At 45.6% G+C, this 18,857-nt stretch carries 17 protein-coding genes; 2 read left to right on the top strand and 15 right to left on the bottom strand.

Annotated features, from left to right (window positions below):
- Nucleotides 1–73 precede the first annotated feature (73 nt).
- Complete coding sequence (abc-f, locus tag NYE45_RS13510; RefSeq protein ID WP_340017016.1) at nt 74–1,552, bottom strand: ABC-F type ribosomal protection protein; 1,479 nt, start codon at nt 1,550–1,552, stop codon at nt 74–76.
- 387 nt (nt 1,553–1,939) lie between these two features.
- Nucleotides 1,940–2,779, bottom strand: a complete 840-nt coding sequence (locus tag NYE45_RS13505; protein ID WP_340017015.1) for a MerR family transcriptional regulator — start codon at nt 2,777–2,779, stop codon at nt 1,940–1,942.
- 139 nt (nt 2,780–2,918) lie between these two features.
- Here NYE45_RS13505 and NYE45_RS13500 point away from each other — a divergent pair, with 139 nt between their 5' ends.
- Nucleotides 2,919–4,424 carry an MFS transporter gene (locus NYE45_RS13500; RefSeq protein WP_340017014.1) on the top strand — a complete coding sequence of 502 codons (1,506 nt, stop codon included), beginning with the start codon at nt 2,919–2,921 and terminating at the stop codon, nt 4,422–4,424.
- Nucleotides 4,425–4,690: 266 nt separating this feature from the next.
- Here the strand turns inward: NYE45_RS13500 and NYE45_RS13495 are convergent, their stop codons facing one another.
- The 3 genes from NYE45_RS13495 to NYE45_RS13485 all read right to left on the bottom strand — a co-directional run bounded on the left by NYE45_RS13495 (nt 4,691) and on the right by NYE45_RS13485 (nt 7,457).
- Nucleotides 4,691–5,074, bottom strand: a complete 384-nt coding sequence (locus NYE45_RS13495) for a hypothetical protein (RefSeq protein ID WP_340017013.1) — start codon at nt 5,072–5,074, stop codon at nt 4,691–4,693.
- A gap of 137 nt (nt 5,075–5,211) precedes the next feature.
- Nucleotides 5,212–5,817 carry a pentapeptide repeat-containing protein gene (locus NYE45_RS13490; RefSeq protein ID WP_036608249.1) on the bottom strand — a complete coding sequence of 202 codons (606 nt, stop codon included), beginning with the start codon at nt 5,815–5,817 and terminating at the stop codon, nt 5,212–5,214.
- A 200-nt stretch (nt 5,818–6,017) separates the two neighbouring features.
- Nucleotides 6,018–7,457 carry an MFS transporter gene (locus NYE45_RS13485; RefSeq protein WP_340017012.1) on the bottom strand — a complete coding sequence of 480 codons (1,440 nt, stop codon included), beginning with the start codon at nt 7,455–7,457 and terminating at the stop codon, nt 6,018–6,020.
- Between the two features lie 116 nt (nt 7,458–7,573).
- Here NYE45_RS13485 and NYE45_RS13480 point away from each other — a divergent pair, with 116 nt between their 5' ends.
- Nucleotides 7,574–8,458 carry a LysR family transcriptional regulator gene (locus NYE45_RS13480; protein WP_340017011.1) on the top strand — a complete coding sequence of 295 codons (885 nt, stop codon included), beginning with the start codon at nt 7,574–7,576 and terminating at the stop codon, nt 8,456–8,458.
- Between the two features lie 102 nt (nt 8,459–8,560).
- Here the strand turns inward: NYE45_RS13480 and NYE45_RS13475 are convergent, their stop codons facing one another.
- The 10 genes from NYE45_RS13475 to NYE45_RS13430 all read right to left on the bottom strand — a co-directional run bounded on the left by NYE45_RS13475 (nt 8,561) and on the right by NYE45_RS13430 (nt 18,749).
- On the bottom strand, nt 8,561–9,169 hold the full coding sequence (locus NYE45_RS13475; RefSeq protein WP_340017010.1) for a GNAT family N-acetyltransferase: 609 nt from the start codon (nt 9,167–9,169) through the stop codon (nt 8,561–8,563).
- 32 nt (nt 9,170–9,201) lie between these two features.
- Nucleotides 9,202–9,564 (bottom strand): Asp23/Gls24 family envelope stress response protein, encoded by a 363-nt coding sequence (locus NYE45_RS13470; RefSeq protein ID WP_145317680.1) that lies wholly within the window; start codon nt 9,562–9,564, stop codon nt 9,202–9,204.
- A gap of 163 nt (nt 9,565–9,727) precedes the next feature.
- Nucleotides 9,728–10,204, bottom strand: a complete 477-nt coding sequence (locus tag NYE45_RS13465) for a hypothetical protein (protein ID WP_340017009.1) — start codon at nt 10,202–10,204, stop codon at nt 9,728–9,730.
- Entirely contained in the window at nt 10,201–12,219 is a 2,019-nt protein-coding gene (locus tag NYE45_RS13460) for a S9 family peptidase (RefSeq protein ID WP_340017008.1), read from the bottom strand. Before NYE45_RS13460 ends, NYE45_RS13465 begins: the two co-directional genes overlap by 4 nt.
- A 21-nt stretch (nt 12,220–12,240) precedes the next feature.
- Nucleotides 12,241–13,170, bottom strand: coding sequence for an ABC transporter permease (locus NYE45_RS13455; protein ID WP_153028184.1), 930 nt, complete (start codon nt 13,168–13,170; stop codon nt 12,241–12,243).
- A 16-nt stretch (nt 13,171–13,186) separates the two neighbouring features.
- Nucleotides 13,187–14,104, bottom strand: coding sequence for an ABC transporter permease (locus NYE45_RS13450; RefSeq protein ID WP_062834244.1), 918 nt, complete (start codon nt 14,102–14,104; stop codon nt 13,187–13,189).
- A 219-nt stretch (nt 14,105–14,323) separates the two neighbouring features.
- Nucleotides 14,324–15,889, bottom strand: coding sequence for an ABC transporter substrate-binding protein (locus tag NYE45_RS13445; RefSeq protein WP_076327710.1), 1,566 nt, complete (start codon nt 15,887–15,889; stop codon nt 14,324–14,326).
- Nucleotides 15,886–17,097 carry a M20 family metallopeptidase gene (locus NYE45_RS13440; RefSeq protein WP_340017007.1) on the bottom strand — a complete coding sequence of 404 codons (1,212 nt, stop codon included), beginning with the start codon at nt 17,095–17,097 and terminating at the stop codon, nt 15,886–15,888. The genes NYE45_RS13445 and NYE45_RS13440 overlap by 4 nt, the downstream gene beginning before the upstream one ends.
- On the bottom strand, nt 17,094–17,846 hold the full coding sequence (locus tag NYE45_RS13435; protein WP_340017006.1) for an FCD domain-containing protein: 753 nt from the start codon (nt 17,844–17,846) through the stop codon (nt 17,094–17,096). Before NYE45_RS13435 ends, NYE45_RS13440 begins: the two co-directional genes overlap by 4 nt.
- A 189-nt stretch (nt 17,847–18,035) precedes the next feature.
- Complete coding sequence (locus NYE45_RS13430) at nt 18,036–18,749, bottom strand: glycosyltransferase (protein ID WP_340017005.1); 714 nt, start codon at nt 18,747–18,749, stop codon at nt 18,036–18,038.
- Between the last annotated feature and the right edge of the window lie 108 nt (nt 18,750–18,857).

Genomic DNA, 18,857 nt, shown 5'->3' with positions numbered 1-18,857 from the left:
TAGCATACTTCCTCACAAGTAAAACTAAAAGCCGCCATTTGGCGGCTCTTAGCATGGTTATCTTTCACGTTACTTACAGTTCGATAATTCTGGTTGCAATATTTGTACAAAATTCACGATCATGCTCTACAAAAAGCAGGGTTGGCGAGTATTCCAAGAGTAAGTCTTCGATCTGCATACGTGAAATGACATCTACAAAGTTGAGTGGTTCATCCCAAATATGCAGATGAGCTTTCTCACTCAGACTTTTGGCAATGAGCACTTTCTTTTTTTGACCTGCGCTAAACGTTGAGATATCTTTCTCCAATTGCAGTCTGGAAAGATCCAACTTTCGCAGTATCGATTTAAACAGGCTTTCATCAATCCCCTGCGTGGCCGCATACTCAGATAAATGCCCTCCGAGATCGGACGTGTCCTGCGACACATACGAGATTTTAAGCTGATGATCCTTTCGGAAAAGACCTGTATAAGGGATATCTTCACCACAGATCAGTTTAAGAATGCTTGATTTGCCGGATCCATTTTTACCATACAGGGCAATACGATCCCCTTTTTCAACCGTGATACTGACATCCTTACACACCGTATTGGAGCCGTATGATATCGACACATGTTCCAATTCAACAAGTTCCTGCTTGTGAAAATCCAGCTGATGAATCTGTAAACGTTCTGCACTCTCGATATTTTTTAGAAGTTTGGATTTCTCTTGAATCGCAGATTGCTGCCTTTGTTCGATATTTTTGGAACGTTTCATCATTTTGGCAGCCTTGTGCCCAATATATCCTTTATCCACCTTGGAGCCGGAATTTCTCGTACCATTTTTGGTTTTTTCAACTTCATGCGACCATCCACCGGTCCGTTTGGCTGAATCGGATAAACGCTTGATATCCTTTATTAATTTCTCATTACTCGCAAGTTCAAACTGATCTTGCCTTCTTTTATTTTCCCACCAAGCGGAGAAATTCCCTTTCTGAATCTCGATGTTACTCTTATTGATGGAAAGGATATGGTCCACGCTGTGATCCAGAAACGCCCGATCGTGAGATACCAGAATAAACCCACTCTTGCTGCCAAGATAATTACTGACGATTTGTCTTGCATGAAGGTCAAGATGATTGGTAGGTTCATCAATGAGCAGAAATCGATTATACTTCAGGAACAAAGCAGCCAGCATCACCTTTGTTTGTTCTCCGTTGGATAACGTATCGAAAGGCCGATACAACACATCTTCTGACACTTTTAGCAGGTTAAACTCGCGCACAACTTGCCAGTGCAGATATTCAGGATGAATCTCGCCGATGACATCAACGGTCATGGCTCCCTTATTCTCTACCTGGAAAGGAAAGTATTCAAAGCTAACATTCGCCGAGATCTGTCCGCTATATTCATATTTACCAAGTAACAGATTGAGAAAGGTCGTTTTGCCTCTGCCGTTCCTTCCGGTAAAACCCAATTTCCAATCGGAGTCCAACTGGAAGCTAACATTTTCAAATATATTATCGTAACTGCCTTCATAGGCAAAGGTCAGGTTGGTAACATTGATTAAAGACATACGAATCATCCTTTTTATGTGAAATATAAAAGTAAATTGACGGGATTTCACCATCGAACATGGCATGGATTCCCTCACTTTAATATTTGAACATAATCAGAATTTAGATCGCTTATACGATAAAGAAACCTGACGATATAACATTCAGCGCCAAGTAGATCTATGCATAGACGGGATAAAGTGTCGGATTCTGATTAGTAATATTGTGAACCATGCCACTGTTCATGTTCGTTGACAGGTCCACATAAACATCTACAACCTCTAATTCAGTCATGACTCTATCCCCCTTTGAACGCTCAAAATTTAATACAGAAAACTTAACATGGAATATATTCACTGGTCAAGATACGGCTACCTCAATCACCTCAACGTCTTTCCGCTTCCCCTTCACTCCACTGAAATATCAGCCTTACACACCTCTACATAAATCTTGATGATGTACTCATCGGGATTACTTTCTGCAAAATAACTGAGCAGATCCAGTGCATATACATGTCCGCAGACTTGCACTCCTTCTCTTTTTATATCCTCTTTCATGATGGAATACGTCTCTGGCATGCTTTCGTATGAACCTCGATGATTCATGACGGCATACATCCCTTTAGGCTTAATCCATATCGTTTCCCCTGAAATGGGAGCTTTTATTTTGTTGCCAAAGTAATCCGGATAGTATTCTCCTGCCTCAAAGTGCTCCTGACGTAAGATTGTCCATACCGGAAACTCATAATCGATCATCTTTTCATCACAATGACTTCGATATTCAATGAACTTACGGGAGAATTCCTTATCCCCATCCCCTTGCTCCAGTTGAACAGCAATAAAATACTCCAGCTCACATTGTTCAATATTCAGTCCTTCATGCGAAGCATCCGTGGCTTGTTTCGTCATTTCAATGGCACCACTTAACAGCTTTTGCATACGTTTGATTCGTTGTTGCTCCAGCTCAAGTGCCTTTAATTTCTGTTCAAACAGCTCAATTAACAATGGCGTATTCTGATTTTGAATAAATGACTTGATCTCCTGGAGTGAGCTTCCGGCCTTCTTCAGCACATGTATGACATCCAGCACATACGTTTGTTGGACACCATAATAGCGGTAGCCCTTGTCATTGGTATATTCAGGCTTTAACAGCCCAATCTCGTCATAATGAAACAGGGTATGTTTGGTCACTCCGCAGACCTTGGCAAATTCACTGGTGGTAAAGTGTTGTGCGTGATGTCCAGCCATCTTTGGGCCCTCCATGTACATATGTGGTCTAAGTTTTATCAATATAGATGCATTATAGTGTGTAAAGAAAAGTTTGACTATAGGGTTACCCGATAGTTTAGTCTGGAATTGTAAGTTATTCATATCGTCGGAGGGAAACATGTCAAAATTCAAACGTTGGATGATTCTTGTTATTGTCTCAAGTGCACTATTACTCATTGTGATGGATATGACCATCCTGTACACGGCTTTACCCAGCTTGACCCATGATCTCGGTGCATCAGCTTCGGAGAAATTATGGATTCTGAACGGTTACTCCCTTGTCATGGCGGGTTTGCTGCCTGCAATGGGAACGCTCGGAGACCGTCTTGGTCACAAAAAAATATTCACCCTGGGCTTGCTGGTCTTTTCTGCCGCTTCCCTTGCTGCTGCCTTTTCTCCAGTACCGGCTGTGCTGGTCATGAGCAGAATTCTTCTTGCCGTAGGCGCATCCATGATGATGCCAGCGACATTGTCGATCATCAGAGTTACGTTTACGAATGAACGAGAACTCGCACTCGCGATCGGCATATGGGGTTCCATTGCATCCGGTGGTGCAGGACTGGGACCGATTGTCGGCGGACTGCTTCTTCAACATTTCTGGTGGGGCTCTGTGTTTCTGATTAACCTGCCCATAGCCATTATCGCGTTTGTATTCGCTTTGAAAATGATTCCTAAACATCAAGGGGATGCGTCGAAAAAGTGGGACTTCACCAGTTCCATTCAGATCATGATTGCCATGGTCGGAATTATCTATTCCATTAAGGAATTCACAAGACGTGAAGGATCTCTCACACTCGCTATCATTGCTGCTGTGATCGGTGTTCTTTCCCTGATCATCTTTATTCGCCGTCAGAATAACAGTCCCAACCCGCTTCTGGATCTGTCCTTGTTCAAAATCCCAAGATTCAGCACCGGTTTTATCACCGCACTCGTTGGCTTGTTTGCACAAATGGGTGTGCAATATATGGTCACTCAGCGGCTTCAGCTGGTGGAAGGCATGTCACCGCTTCAAGCTGGACTATTCACCGTATCCATACCTGTTGCAGCACTCATTGCCGGACCTGTTACGGGGGCCATTATGCACCGTGTGGATGTTGTATATATCAAAAGCTTCTCCCTCTTCATCGCCGCTCTTGGCATGGGGACGTACCTGATGTATTTCAATGCAGGGTTTACCGGGCAGATTCTCGGTTTGGCATTGCTTGGTGCAGGTCTTGGCTCAGGGATGACTGCTGCATCGCATTCTATTATGAGTTATGCCCCACCTCATAAAGCGGGTATGGCCGCTTCCATTGAGGAAGTAGGTTATGAGCTGGGTGGAGCATCCGGTATTGCCATCATCGGAAGCATGTCTACCCTTTTCTACACGCTCGCTATGAAGATTCCTGCGGGGATTCGTGTGCCAGCCAATGCGAAGGACAGTCTGGATGAAGCGCTTATTGCTGCCGAAAGCTTGCCTGCCGCGTCTGCTGAATCGCTCAAAAATGCCGCCTTTGCTGCATTTGACCAATCTTTCTTTGTCGTCATTGCAGGTGTGACCGTATTTCTGATTATTGCTGCTCTGATCATGAGCTGGGTTGCCGTGCGGTTGAAACGAGCTAAAAATAAAACTGCGGAAGGTTAAACCTAAACATATTGCATCTCAAAAAGTGGAGGTGAATTCGGTTATGTGGTTTCCAATAACCAATGGAATTATTATTTTATTAGGTATATTTGCTATTTTTCTGATCGTTAGAAATATGTCAAAAGAAGAGGATTAACTACTGACTGTTGATAACTTAAACCGCTTGTTACCATTTTCAATTGAAAATAATATCAAAAACCACTACCTGAGTTGTTTCAGGTAATGGTCTTTGATATGCCTGATAACAGGCCTCCAATGCGTACACTTTACGGAACATAGGCATCCTCAACCTCAACTTTTCGTTCATTCCCCATCGCAATGTATCTTACGTTAATGACATTTCCTTTCTGGAAGTGGGGAATATGTGTGATCGGGATATAAGTCTCTACAATTGTTGGAAAGGTGCGACCGTCAACTTGGGTTACAGTTAAATCCAATCGCACGCCCGGCCTTCCATCCCTACTGGATGAAGTCTGTACAATATCATGAATTATTGCTTCTGCTGGAATTCCATCCATCAGAATGCTCTTGCACAGGTGATGTTTCTCTTTATTGCTACGTAGTAGTTTAAATACCATAATCGTAGTGATCGTGCCTGTTGTAAGCCCAAAGACAATAACAGCAACAAAAATAATTAATGTGACGGTCATGGTGACCTCCTTTTATTTGAAACTTATGTTAACTACTTCTTGTTTATATCTTTTATTCCTGCCTATTTTCTTGAATCGGAAAGCTTTAAAGTCAAAAAAGCCGCCTTAAGGGCGGCTTCCTGCTCAGTATGTTCAACTCAATCTACTTTCGCACCATACGAGCGTACAAACAGAACAGCTTGTTCGCGATCCAAACGTACACCTTTGATATCCAGTGATTTCAGATCGATCCCCTCCAGATTGGCCCCTCTGAGATCGGCTCCTTGCAGCTTGGCTCTGCTCAATACGACTCTGGTAAGGTCACAGTCTCTCAAATCCGCTTTGGTGAAATCCGTGTCCGTAAAGTCAGCTTCAAAGAAACGAATTCCTCGCAAATCCTGTTTACCTAATCGGGTATGTCTCAGATTCGTATAAGACCAATCACCGTGACTTAGTGTAATGCCATCCATTTGCGCACCCGAGAAATCCGAGCCTGTCATCTTGCAAGAGCTGAATTTGGAAGCAAAGAGATTCGCACCACCAAAAGTGCAGTTTTCAAAAGCTGATTCCGTATGAATCGAACCATTCATTGAAGCCCCTTTGAAGTCACACTCGATAAAACGGCAGTTACTGGTTTCGATTTCTTCCATAGAAGCATTCATGAATGTACACTGTTTGAAAACACAGCTTATCAGTTCACCATATCTCAGATCGCGTCCCTCAAAATGTACTGCTTCATATTCCTGATCCTTATATTGATACACCACGTACACCCCATCTTGTTTATTTATCCCGTCTTCCTTCATTAAAAGAACTTTTTATACTATACCACACCCCTGTCAAGTACCTGCTTAAACACCCTCAAAAGTCAAGTTACTTTTTTTAAAGAAAATCTCTGAAATACAAAGAAAAGACGCATAAAGCGCCTTTTTCCTACACTATATTCCCTAGAAATTTTCCGTATTTAGACCTTTGACTTTACTCTTGAAATGCTACCTATCAGTAATAGAATAGCCAGACCCGCAGTGATCAGGGCAATGGTATGCAGCCCTTCAGAGCGGATGGCACCACCGAAGGTTATGCCCAGTAAACTCGTGGACAAGATACTGCCAATCGAACGGAACGTAACGTACAATCCTGAAGCCGCCCCGGTCTCTTCCGGCGATGTCACATCATACAGCGCTGTTTGCAGACCCATGTTGTTGAAACCATTGGGAATACCCAGTACGGCATTTACGACCAGAATCAATAACATGGAGCTATTTTTACCAAGTAGCAATAACAGTAGTGTACTTGCAACCAATAGAAGGTTCCCCACGATGATGGTGGTGCGATAACCAAAACGTTTATTGCACTTGACCGCGACTGAAGTCATGATCACACCTAACCCTGCCAGAGGAAGCATGAGCAAGCCGGTTGTTTTGGGATCGTATCCCTTCACTTGGTCTAACCATAGCGGAATGCAGAAGAACAACGAATAGAAAACAATATTAACTCCGATATATTGAACGTAGACAAACCGGAGTCGCCGATTAGAAGTAATCATCTGAATATTCATAAACGGACTTGTTGCACGCTTTTCCCACCATACAAGCACTACGCCTGTAATCAGGGAAACGATGAGCAGCCACCAGGACATGCCGTCCGACAAAGACAGCAGGAACAGCATCAGCGTTGTCAGCATGAGGACAAACATTCCGATACCCGGGATGTCCATACGTTTCCAAACAGGTGCAGCTACTGTTCCGTTCGCAATCGTTGCCTCTTGCGCAACTTGGTCTTTAGGCAGCCATGCACGAGCAATCCACAGCGTTGCCAAGGTGATCGGGATGTTTATCCAGAAGATCGATTGCCAACCGATCGAGCCGACCAGAATTCCCCCAAGTGTGGGACCGAATGCAGCCATGACATTAGCCATGATCGAAACCAGCGCCAGAGCTGAAGCAATTCGATTGGGATCATCCTTCCCACCCTGCTGTGTGGCAGCAGCTCGCAACATGGACATGCCCGCAGGGAATGCAACAGCACTACCCAAAGCCTGAATAATACGCATGGCCAAAAGCATGCCAAAATTTGGTGCCCATACGGCCACCACACTACTGAGCAGAACAAGCGACAGTCCACTCAGAAAGATTCGTTTCGCTCCAAAGAGGTCCGAGAGCTTGCCCGCAAGTGAAGGTCCGATGGCTCCTGCCAGATAGAAACCGGATAGCAACCAGGTCACTGTTGCGAGATTCACCTGAAATTCTGTTCCGATCCTCATGAGCGCCACAGCAATCATCGATGAATTCAATGGGTTCAGTAGCACACCAAGTGCAACCACCCATGCAATTTTTCGAATAAGCTTATCGGAATGAGGGGTGGCATTAGGTTCGATCGTGGAATGAGTTGTTAGTCGTGTCATTGTAGAGCCTCCGTATTGAGAATGCTCCAAGTATAATTCAGTTTCGTCATTAGAAAAAATATATATATTCGTATAATATAATAATAAAATCATTATCAATAAAAGGTGGATCAATCATGGATATCGCCCATTTGAAATATTTTCAAACCGTAGCTCGCACCGAGCACATGACGCAGGCTGCTCATGAACTGCATATGGCCCAACCCGCACTAAGTATGATCATTTCCCGTCTGGAGGATGAAGTGGGGGTTCCCTTGTTCGATCGTGTCGGCAGACAGATTCGTTTGAACGCTTGTGGTAAAGCCTATTTGAAGCGGGTCAATCAGTCTTTGGCTAATCTGGAAGAAGGAAAACGAGAAGCCATGGAGTTAGCCGGTTACGAACAAGGTAGAATCTCACTGGCTACAACCACATTAAACCGTTTAACGAAATTATTATCTGCCTACCTCACGCAACATCCGGATGTGAATTTCAAGATCACACAAGCTTCAACCGAAAAAGAAAAACTGCAACTACTTGAACAGTCCGAAATTGATTTCTTCCTGACCTCCCAGTGCATTGATCGTGCGGATATTACGCATATCCCTCTAATCACGGAAGAAATCTTGCTTACCGTTCCGCCAACGCATCCGCTTGCTGGACGCGACCGGATTTCACTTGCAGAACTAGTTAATGAAGACTTCATATCCCTCAAACAAGGATATTCATTTCGAGAAATAACGGATATGTATTGCAGACAAGCTGGTTTTCTTCCACATATCATATGTGAAGGAGATGAACCTGCTGCCATTGCAGGTCTCGTGCAGGCCGGTTTGGGAATCGCCTTTGCTCCCGCAGCTTCGCAGAGAGAAGACGATACGCTCTCCTACCTTCATATTGATGGTACTGATTGTCAACTAACGTTCTATCTTGCCTGGGTAGAGGGACGTTATCTATCTCGCACTGCCCAGAACTTTCGTGATTATGTCATCGCCTATTTTGCGAATCTCAACACGTTTTGACGATAAATGACTGCAAAGAAGCCCACACCATTACACGATCACGGCGTGGGCTTATGTATATGGCTCTTCCAGCCAGTGCTCATCTATTCGTATTAGAAAGCACTACACCAGTATTTTGGACATCCGGTACAGCGATAGCGCAGGTTTATTGATTTCCCCAACTCTTTGGTATCCCAAACGTTCATACAGTTGGATAGCCCGTGCATTTTCCTTTTTAACCGTGAGCGAAGATTTGGACAGACCTTGTTCTACAGCTTGTTGTTCAGCAAATTGAATGAGCTGCGTCCCCACGCCAAGCCCCCTGCTTTCAGGCAATGTAGCCAATGTTCCGATATGGTACTCGTCGTTCTCTGCTTCTTTCAATGTCACCATAGAGTAGAACTCTTTCCAATGTTGAAGATTATACTTGATCAGGCTCCATTTACGAAGTTCAAACAGCTTGGAGAACGTTGGCAAAGCGAGTTTGTTCATTATAGTAGTCGGATAACACATGATCATACCTAACGTTTGGTTACCCATTTTGGCTTCATAAGCGTATTGGTAACTGAATCGGTTCTGATTCGAACGCCATAACTTGTTAAATGTTTTTTCTATTATGCCTTTATCCTTGGTACCTGCAAGCGAATATGCCATATATTCAAGTGCCATCTGATTTAATTGCCCGCCGACTAAGGATTGTGGACTGGCTTTTATAATGGAAATCTTATTCATCGCTGTCACTCCTCTAGGTAGCTGAACTTGGACTAGAACCTCGCATCAGGTTGGTTAAGGGATATCCCCTCAACGATCACGTTCACCGTATCAATGGTTAATCCGGTTAGTTGTTCCACATGCACTCTCACATTGTTTTGTAATTCCCTGCAAACTTCATGCACTTTCGTTCCATATCGAACGACAACCTTTAAGTTAATCTCCAATCTGGATTCTACCTTGCGGATGGCAATGCCATTTTGCAGACTTTTGCCGCTCCACTTTTTGGTGATGCCTTCTACAAGCCCTGTCGACATGGAGGAAATCTCACTCGTGGTATTCGCGATCTTGCCGACAATTTTGGAGATCACATCATCCGATATTTGAATTTTTCCCAGAACATTTTGAATGGACATCCTAGGTCCCCCCTTTTTACTCCTGTATTTTTGATAGATAATAATATCATTTAATATAAATATAAATCATACGAAGTCCGATTTCAACTTTTGAATTCAGTAGTCCACATTTCTACCTGTACATACCAAAAAAGCCGCAATCATCGCGGCTTCTGCTGGTCTATTATGGGAATTTTAATTGAATATGGACAGGAAGGTGGGAGGATGATGCGCCCTCTGTTCTACCTTCTTCTGCTGCCTCTGTTTCTTCTACTTGCACGAGCCATTGTCTGCCAATTAACGATTGCAGCAATTCAATCTCTTGTGCGGTCAGACGAATATGCTTCAGTGACAGTTCATCTTGAACATAATCCCGATCCACCTTACGATCAAACCGGAAATCGAGCAATCGTTTCAACCCGTTAATATGCAGAAACTTGAACTCATAACCGTGACGTATCGCTTTTTCCCAATCGTCTCCGATGTCAGCTGCGGTCTGTAGTCTTTCATCGAAATCCATCGTGGGTTCCTTAACCAGAGGCAGCAACTGGGAGTAGTCTCGACGTTGTAACCATTCAATAATCACGTCTCCCTGCACCCCACTTGTCAGCACATTCTCTACAAGAAGCCCTACAGGAATGGACAGCTGAGTGCGACTCATTGCTCCCCCTCCTCATTGCCGAGATACTTATTGAACCAGGCATTCACCTGTTCGAAGCTATCGATCCGAAGTGAAGGTTTACCACTTTTGAGTAAACTGTGGTTGGAGCCTGGATAACGAATCAGTTTGGTCTTTTTGCCGTATCGTTTTAGCGTGGTGTATAATTCCTCCGCTTGCGCAATCGGTGTCCGATAATCCTGCTCTCCGTGCATAATCAGAAGTGGCGTATCAATGTGATGTGCATGGGCAAGAGGTGAGCGAGACCACAGGAATTCAGCATTTTCCGTCGGATTACCGCCAATCACTCCCTGGACATAGGAAATTCCGATATCGCTCGTTCCATACATGGACAACCAGTTGGAGATGCAACGCTGCGTTACAGCCGCTTTGAAACGGTGCGTATGCGCTACGATCCAGTTGGTCATCACCCCACCATAACTGCCTCCTGCTACACCCAAACGTGATGCATCTAGGAAATCATATGTAGCCAGGGCATAATCAACAGCTTCCATCAGATCTCGGTAATCGCCTCCGGCAAAGTCACCACGGCATGCTCTGGCAAACTCCTGACCGTATCCCATGCTTCCGCGAGGATTGATCCACAGCACAGCGTAACCTTGTGCAGCGAGTGTCTGCATCTCATGACTGAATGTTCCCGTATACATCGCGTGAGGTCCACCATGAATTTGCAAAATCAGTGGCAGCTTGCCATTGGATGAACGTACTGCCGGTGTAGCTAACCAACCTTGAAGCGGCCATCCATCGGAAGACTTAAACTCTACACGTACAGGTACATTAACAGCTAATTCAGCCAAGAATTCATCATTTCGGCGGGTGAGTCTGAACATTTCACCACTGGCGATATCCACGCGATATAACTCTCCAGGATGTTCAGCAGTCAATGCAGCGATAACCAGCGAGGTACCATCCGGCGTTAAGGTATACTGATAGACATCCTTTTCACCAGCGCCCGTCACCACTTGACAAGCCCCATCTTCTTGAATGCGATACACGTCCACATTCCCGTTATGCGTTCCGAGTACATATACACCACGTTCCGGATGATGGTTATCCGAGATAGGAGAAGGTGATGCACCAGCCGACTTCATATCTCCCAGTGCTGCGTTACCAATCTGCAGATCTACTTGTGGTGCGATTGACCTGGGTACACCTCGATGAACGGGGACTGCATATAATCTGTTGTGACTCCCACTTCCGTATTCACGATCACTGGCGATCAGGATCAACTGCTGTCCATCGGGTGAATAGGAAAACTGGCTAATCGCCAGACTGGAATCCGTCACTTTGAAGAGATCACTCTCTCCCAATCGAATGCTGTATACATCCGTAAAGTACAGCAGATCCGCATCAAGCTCCTCATCCTCCACTTGCTTGGATATGAAGGAAAGGTGCTGGCTATCTGGCGACCATGCCGGAGCACTAATATTCCATAGCCCGGAAGTCACCTGCGTAATCTGCCCGCTCTTGATCTCATATACAAACAAATGGCTGTATTGACCATCCCACCAGCCGGCCCCTTCCGCCTTCGGCGTTGTACGCTCGAAGACTTTACCTCGCAGCACAGGTGCAGACTCCTGTTGGGCGTCAGCTTTCTTCTGTTGGTCCTCCGGTTGCACTTTGCTGGTAAACGCAATGTACTTCCCGTTTGGTGACCAGATATAACTCAATATTTTACGTGCGGGAGCTATCAGCATGACCGGCTCTTTTTGATCTGAATGGAGCGTCCATAGTCCTTTGCCACCATCCACTGAGCGAATAAATGTGAGCTGTGTGCCATCCGGCGACCAAGCAGGTGAGGAATCCTTCGTTCCATCCGAAAGTGCTATATCTTCATCACCATCGAGGGAAATTCCTCGAATTTGTGTGTTATATTCGTTTTTATCCTGATCTATGGTCTGTTCCACATAAGCCACTTGTCCGTTAGGACTGATCACCGGCTGACTGATCCAACGATAGTGAAGCAGATCCTCCGGCATAATTGGTCTTTGATTCATAATGATGGCTCCCTTCTCCGTTTATTTTTGGGTTGTCTCCGTACGTGGATCAAGCACATCACGCAGCCAATCTCCAAGGAAAATAACACCGAGTACGGTAAATGTAATGGCTAGTCCCGGGAATGTAGCGACCCACCAGCTTGTTGCAACGTATTGTCTGCCATCACTGAGCATACCTCCCCAGGATACATCGGGTGGTTTGATACCCAGACCCAGGAAACTGAGTGAAGCTTCCATAATAATGGTCGTGCCCACATTCATACCGCAGATCACGATAAAGGATGAAAGGATATTCGGCAGAATGTGTTTTAGAATCAATCTTCCATTCTTCGCGCCAATCGATCTGGCCGCATGAACAAAATCACGCTCTTTAATACTAAGAACCTCACTTCTTACCACACGTGTGAATGGAACCCAGTTCGTCACCCCGATGACAAAGATCAGTGTCGTAATACCCGGGCCAACAATCGCCATCACAACGAGCATGAACAGAATGGTTGGAATCGCCATGAATGCATCACCTACACGCATGATTACAGCGTCTACCCATTTCCCGTAGAATCCGGATACCAGCCCCAGAATGGCGCCAATGATTCCTGACACAATCACTGCACCCATACCCACGATCAAGGAAACCCGAGCACCATATACAATTCGGCTCCACATGTCTCTACCCAGATTATCCGTACCGAGCCAGTATTCGGCCGTTCCGCCCTCAAGCCATGCTGGTGGTTTAAGTCGATTGAGCGGATTCACCGCTGCCGGATCATGACTCGTTAATAGAGGTGCACCTATGGCAATTAACACAACCAACAATACAAGCACAGCACCAAACATTCCGGTCTTGCTGATGATCAGTTGTTGCCAGATATAACGAAATCCCGTTGGTGCACGCCCATTGTCTTGTTCCTGTTCTGTACCCGGAATTGGCATTTCATTGCTGCCTGTCATATGATTGCACCTCCTTCTAGTCGTATTTGATGCGCGGATCAAGTAGCCTGTAGGCTACATCCGTCAAGATGTTAGTTACTACAACGATAACCGCAATGACAAACACTGCTGCCTGCACGATCGCCATATCGTGTGTGTTGACTGCAACGACCAGCAATTGACCCAGTCCAGGCCAGGAGAATACCGTTTCCGTAATCAAGGTTCCCCCGATCAGACTTGTAAACTGCAAACTCATAATCGTTACGACCGGAATCAGTCCATTCCGAAACGCATGTTTCACAATGACAACCATCCGGCCTAGCCCTTTGCTACGGGCTGTTCGAATATAGTCCTGGTTCAGAATCTCCAGCATGCTGGAGCGAATCAGCCGGGTCATCTGCGCGGCCAGTCCAACGCCAAGCGTGAATGCCGGCAAGATCAGATGTGACAATCCACCACGACCAGAGACCGGCAATACGCCCAGCATGACGGAGAACAAGAGGATAAGCATAATCCCCATCCAGAAGTTTGGCATCGCCTTACCAATGACGGATATACCGGAAATGATGAGATCGGTAAACGTATTGCGTTTGACAGCTGAAATGACACCAAGTGGCACAGCCATCAGCACGGCAAAGAACATGGCGGCTACCGCCAGTTCAAAGCTCGCAGGCAATCTCTCCAGCACAAGCTCTAATGCAGGCTGATTGTAGCGAAAAGACTGACCAAAGTCTCCCTGTAACGCACTGCCCAGAAACTTCACGTATTGCGTATATAAAGGCTGGTCCAAACCGAGGGCCTGCGTCAAGACAGCACGATCTTCAGCGGTAGCCGTTTCGGGCAACATTAGCGCAACCGGATCACCGGTAACTCGAACCAAAATGAACACAATTAATGAAACAATGAACAGCACCGGAATGATCTGTAGTAATGACTTAAGTACGTATTTGCCCATTCCTTGTTCACCTCCCTTATAAAGAAAAACACTTATCGACGAACTTTCACAGAAGACAGACCGCAGTTAGTTGACGTTTTTCTTGCGATGATCGAATCCTTCAGCTCCGCTGAAAACGTATAAATTCGATCATCTTAAAAAAGAACGGCAGGAACATGGTTATCCAGTCCCTGCCGTTCACGGCCTTAACTTTTCAATGACCGGTTATTATACCCGATGTTACTGTGCAACAGGTGTAATCTCGTCAGCATAGAACATCTCGTCACTGCGCGGCGCGAAGTTCACTTTAGCATTCGTACCGTAGACACCTTCCATTTGGTACAGATATACAGCTGGGCGCTCTTCAGAGAAGATCTGCTGTACTTGCTGATACTCTTTCTCACGAGCTGCAGGGTCCATGTTCACCAATGCCGATTGAAGCAGTTTTTCTACTTCAGGATTGTTATAATCCGATTCGCCTTTTGCTTCTTCCAACATATAACGATTGTAGTTATTCGAAGCGTCGAACAAGGAGTTACCAATACCGATCATGAAGATTTCTTTGAATGATTTGGAGCTGTAACGTTCACTGAATGCACTTGCTTCAAGGACATCCAGGTTAATTTTGAATCCGGCTTGTTCCAGCATCGCTGCAACAACTTCAGCCTGTTCTTTGTACTGTGATGAAACGGAGATGGTCATCTCGGCTTCACCTTCTGCATAGCCAGCTTCTTGCAGGAGCTGTTTCGCTTTTTCTTGATCATAGAGTGAAGTTTTGTACAATGATGGATCAGCACCGAAGTTGCCTGGCGTTACGGATGTGCGAGTTACGATACCCGCTCCACCGGCAATACTGTCCACAATTCCTTGTTTGTCGATAGCCAGGTCAATCGCTTCACGCACTTTCGGATCAGCCGTGATGCTGCCTTCCGTCTGACGGAAGATCAACTGAAGCACACGTTGGATTGGTGCTTTGACAATCTTCTTATCTGCTTCGCCTTCGATCCGGGCAATATCGGTGGACGGAATCGAAGACGCCACATCTACACCACCAGCAAGCAATTCGGATACACGTGTGGAGGCTTCAGGAATAACGCGGAATACCACTTCATTCCATTTTGGTTCTCCATCGAAGTAGCTCTCGTTTTTCACCAGTTCCACACGATCATCTTTCGTCCATTTACTGAACTTGTAAGGGCCTGTTCCAACCGGTTGTTTCAGGAAAGCATCAAAACCGTTGTCTGCAATATATTTTGCCGGCAGAATACCTGCTCCCATCTTGGACAAACGATTCAGGAGCAATGGATCTGGGCCATCCGTAATAATGTCTACGGTATAGTCATCCACCACTTTAACTTCTACAATATTTTTGAAATAGCTGTTTTGTTTCAGTGTCTCGTCCTTGGCAACGCGCTCCAGCGTGTATTTTACATCTGCCGAAGTGAATGGATCGCCATTGTGGAAGGTCACACCTTCACGCAGCTTAAATCTCCATGTTGTATCGTCTACCTGATCCCATGAAGTCGCAAGTCCCGCAACTTTCTTCTGTTCACTGTCATTTTTGATCAGATAATCGAAAACGTTGACCAGAACCGCTTCACTGGATGTATTGTTGTTGTTGTGCGGATCGAAACTCTCGATGTCTGTTGCTGCAGCAATGGTCAGTGTTGTACTTGCGCTTCCACTGCCCGTTCCTTCTGTTGCGGCACCATCATTCGTGCTTGTCGTTTTTCCTCCGCAAGCGCTGAGTACCATTACGACTGCCAGTAACGTGATCCACATGCCTGTCCATTGTCTTTTTTTCATTGTGATTGCTCCCCCTCAGAAGTTGTATTCCTTGCCAAAAATTCAAGTGCTACTGCAGACAACATGCCCACACCATAAGGCATTGCTGTCTCATCAAGATCAAACATGGGATGGTGAAGTGGATAACGAGTACGTTCCTCATCATTCCCAGATCCTAGTCTGAAAAACACACCCGGAACCTTCTCACAATAAAAAGCGAAATCCTCGCCCCCTGTGGAGGGTTTGATATAATTCCATCCCTTCTCCGCATTAACCCGATCACAGGTCTCTGTTAGCAGGTCAACCATACCGAGATCATTCACGACAACAGGGTATCCATCGCCATAAACAACTTCGCAGCCTGCGCCGAAAGAATCACAGACCCCTTTAACAACCTGTTCGATCAAAGCTGGCATCCGCTCACGAATGGCAGGTGAGAGTGTACGAACCGTACCGATCATCTCCACTTCCGGGGCGATGGCTGTTCCCATATAACCTCCGGTGATTTTGCCAATCGTGACTACAGCGGGTTCAAGCGGATCGACCATGCGACTGACGATATTTTGCAATGCGGTGATAACCTGAGCAGATACCGCAATTGCATCAATGCCTTCATGCGGACGAGCTGCGTGTCCACCCTTGCCGAAGACCTTGATAATCAAGGGATCAGCAGATGCAAATGCAACGCCCTGACTTACGCCCAAGGTTCCCGTGTTCTGTCCAGGTGTCATGTGTAATCCAGCAATGGCATCAACCTTCGGATTCTCCAAAACACCATCTTGGATCATGGCTCTTGCACCTGCAAGTCCTTCTTCCGCTGGCTGGAAAATGAATTTGATGTTGCCTGATTTCGGTCTTCCAAGGCCAGTAAGCAGCTGGGCTGCACCCATCAGGATGGAGGTATGAGCGTCGTGTCCACACAGATGCGCTTTGCCTTCCACTTGCGAGCGGTATTCCACCGCTTTCTGATCCTGGATTGGCAGGGCATCCATGTCCGCGCGCAAGGCAAAGGTTGGTCCATCTGTCTCTCCGCGAAGCAGGCCTGTAACCCCGGTCTGTCCCACATTGCGTGTAACTTCCAGCCCCAGGCTTTCCAGATGCTCAGCTACGATAGCGGATGTGCGATGCTCCTCGTAGCCGATTTCCGGATGGCGATGCAAATCTCTGCGCCAGGCGCTTAACTGGGCTTGTAGTGGCTGAGCCAGCTGTATTAGTTCTGAATGATTCATTCGCTGTCATTCCCTTCATTTTCGTCCGATTCAGAAACCAAACGGGCATAGATCGCGTCAGCCGAGAATTCGATATGTCTTTTCATCGTCTCCCGGGACCTAATACTGTCATGTGCTTTCAGTGCTTCAAGAATCTCCATATGTACACCGTGGTTGACGGTACGTATCCGGTCATCATAAGGCATCAAATCCAGCGCCGGATTAATTTTGGTCCGGATCTGTCTGACGGCTCTCTCGCAATATGGATTCCCTGACGCTTTGGCAATCGTCAGATGAAATTTCACATCCAGCGCCCTGAACCATTCCCTTGTACAATCTGGCTCTATACTTTGTTTCATATAGCCCTCAAGCAGCTCCAGTTCGCCTGCGGTGATCCGCTCAGCAGCCAGAAAAGCTCCCTCTGGCTCAATGATGGTTCGATATTCAAACACTTTCAGCATCTGTGCCCAATCTCGTTTAATTTCTTCTCTGGTCCGTTTATGCGAATTGGCTGTCAGAGGCAGTACAAACGTTCCACCTTTGGCACCCACCCGTTTCTCAATCAATCCTTTATCTTCCAGTGAGGAAAGTGCCTCGCGAACCGTAATGCGGCTTACATTAAAGATCTCTGCCAGATCTCGCTCGGCTGGAAGTTGTTCTTCACTCATTAATTCTTTCAAAATAATGGCTTCTTCCAGTTGTTCCCTAATGAATTCACTAACCTTTTTGGTGGATACTTTCTCAAAACGAAATGAAAACGTACTGGACATCTAAACACTCCGATCTGTATATGGTCTAGACCTTATACCATTAATATAATTCCGACTAAACTTATATGCAATACTTTTTTCTAGTAAATTCATAAATATTTTTTTCACCACCTCCAAATTGAACCATTTTGGGCACAAAAAAGACGCATCTGCACGCAGCAGATGCATCTTTACTTTCGTTATTCTCCTCTATAACTTCTTATTGGCAAAGGGTCTGAAATCCTCTGTAACTGCAAGTTTTGTGCTTCCCTCCAGGTAAAAGCTATCATCGGCTCTCCACGTATGACTCTTTTTGTTCTGTCTGCGGTGATAGACATAATTGTATGGTGAGGTCGCGTACGCTTTGAATCCTCTTTTCCTGCATTGTCTCAGGAAAGTTACATCTTCCCCTATTGAACGGTCCGTAAAGCGGACTTTTTTCAAGACCTCCCTTTTGAATAGGAGAGTACCCCCTTGTACAAATTCAACCGGTTTATTCTTTTCAGCTGGAGATCTGACCAGCAGTGTCTTGGACGCCCCCAAGTAGACAAGGCACGAATGTTTGCCCACAATGTCACTCTTAGTCCGTCTGAGCTCTCTCACCTGCTCTGTTAAATAATACGGCGAATAGTAGTCATCATCATCAAATTTGGCAATCAACGCAAAGCGTGCCCTTGTTATTCCGGCGTTCAGGCTTTGTCCTAATGAAATACTCTCCGGTACTTGATATACATGAACATTGGCAAGATTTCGAACGCGATTTTGATATAATCCCAGATTCATACGGTCATGATTCAGAACAATGATCAGCTCTTTGCTTTGATAACGCTGCCGACTGTAATTTTGCAGGATGTTGTCAAAAAATTGCGGCCGATTGGTACACACAACAATGGAAACACCATGACCCGTTTTGTGTTTAGTCAAGACATACCCTCTTTTCAGCTCAATTTTCTCCTATCATATGTGCCGAACTAGAGTCTGGTATGGACCAATAGCTAGTATCCAAAACACCAAAAAAACCTCTGTCCCAAA

Origin of the sequence: Paenibacillus sp. FSL K6-1318 (assembly GCF_037976905.1) — a bacterium.
In the GTDB taxonomy this organism is placed as follows: Bacteria; Bacillota; Bacilli; order Paenibacillales; family Paenibacillaceae; genus Paenibacillus; species Paenibacillus amylolyticus_A.
Note: the sequence above shows the minus strand (reverse complement) of the source record. Positions and strands in the feature narration are given on the sequence as shown.

What these genes read in the sequence shown, in the direction of transcription:
- abc-f (WP_340017016.1), bottom strand. Translation starts at nt 1,552, where the DNA reads ATGTCTTTAATCAATGTTACCAACCTGACCTTTGCCTATGAAGGCAGT.
- NYE45_RS13505 (WP_340017015.1), bottom strand. Translation starts at nt 2,779, where the DNA reads ATGGCTGGACATCACGCACAACACTTTACCACCAGTGAATTTGCCAAG.
- NYE45_RS13500 (WP_340017014.1), top strand. Translation starts at nt 2,919, where the DNA reads ATGTCAAAATTCAAACGTTGGATGATTCTTGTTATTGTCTCAAGTGCA.
- NYE45_RS13495 (WP_340017013.1), bottom strand. Translation starts at nt 5,074, where the DNA reads ATGACCGTCACATTAATTATTTTTGTTGCTGTTATTGTCTTTGGGCTT.
- NYE45_RS13485 (WP_340017012.1), bottom strand. Translation starts at nt 7,457, where the DNA reads ATGACACGACTAACAACTCATTCCACGATCGAACCTAATGCCACCCCT.
- NYE45_RS13480 (WP_340017011.1), top strand. Translation starts at nt 7,574, where the DNA reads ATGGATATCGCCCATTTGAAATATTTTCAAACCGTAGCTCGCACCGAG.
- NYE45_RS13475 (WP_340017010.1), bottom strand. Translation starts at nt 9,169, where the DNA reads ATGAATAAGATTTCCATTATAAAAGCCAGTCCACAATCCTTAGTCGGC.
- NYE45_RS13470 (WP_145317680.1), bottom strand. Translation starts at nt 9,564, where the DNA reads ATGTCCATTCAAAATGTTCTGGGAAAAATTCAAATATCGGATGATGTG.
- NYE45_RS13465 (WP_340017009.1), bottom strand. Translation starts at nt 10,204, where the DNA reads ATGAGTCGCACTCAGCTGTCCATTCCTGTAGGGCTTCTTGTAGAGAAT.
- NYE45_RS13460 (WP_340017008.1), bottom strand. Translation starts at nt 12,219, where the DNA reads ATGAATCAAAGACCAATTATGCCGGAGGATCTGCTTCACTATCGTTGG.
- NYE45_RS13455 (WP_153028184.1), bottom strand. Translation starts at nt 13,170, where the DNA reads ATGACAGGCAGCAATGAAATGCCAATTCCGGGTACAGAACAGGAACAA.
- NYE45_RS13450 (WP_062834244.1), bottom strand. Translation starts at nt 14,104, where the DNA reads ATGGGCAAATACGTACTTAAGTCATTACTACAGATCATTCCGGTGCTG.
- NYE45_RS13445 (WP_076327710.1), bottom strand. Translation starts at nt 15,889, where the DNA reads ATGAAAAAAAGACAATGGACAGGCATGTGGATCACGTTACTGGCAGTC.
- NYE45_RS13440 (WP_340017007.1), bottom strand. Translation starts at nt 17,097, where the DNA reads ATGAATCATTCAGAACTAATACAGCTGGCTCAGCCACTACAAGCCCAG.
- NYE45_RS13435 (WP_340017006.1), bottom strand. Translation starts at nt 17,846, where the DNA reads ATGTCCAGTACGTTTTCATTTCGTTTTGAGAAAGTATCCACCAAAAAG.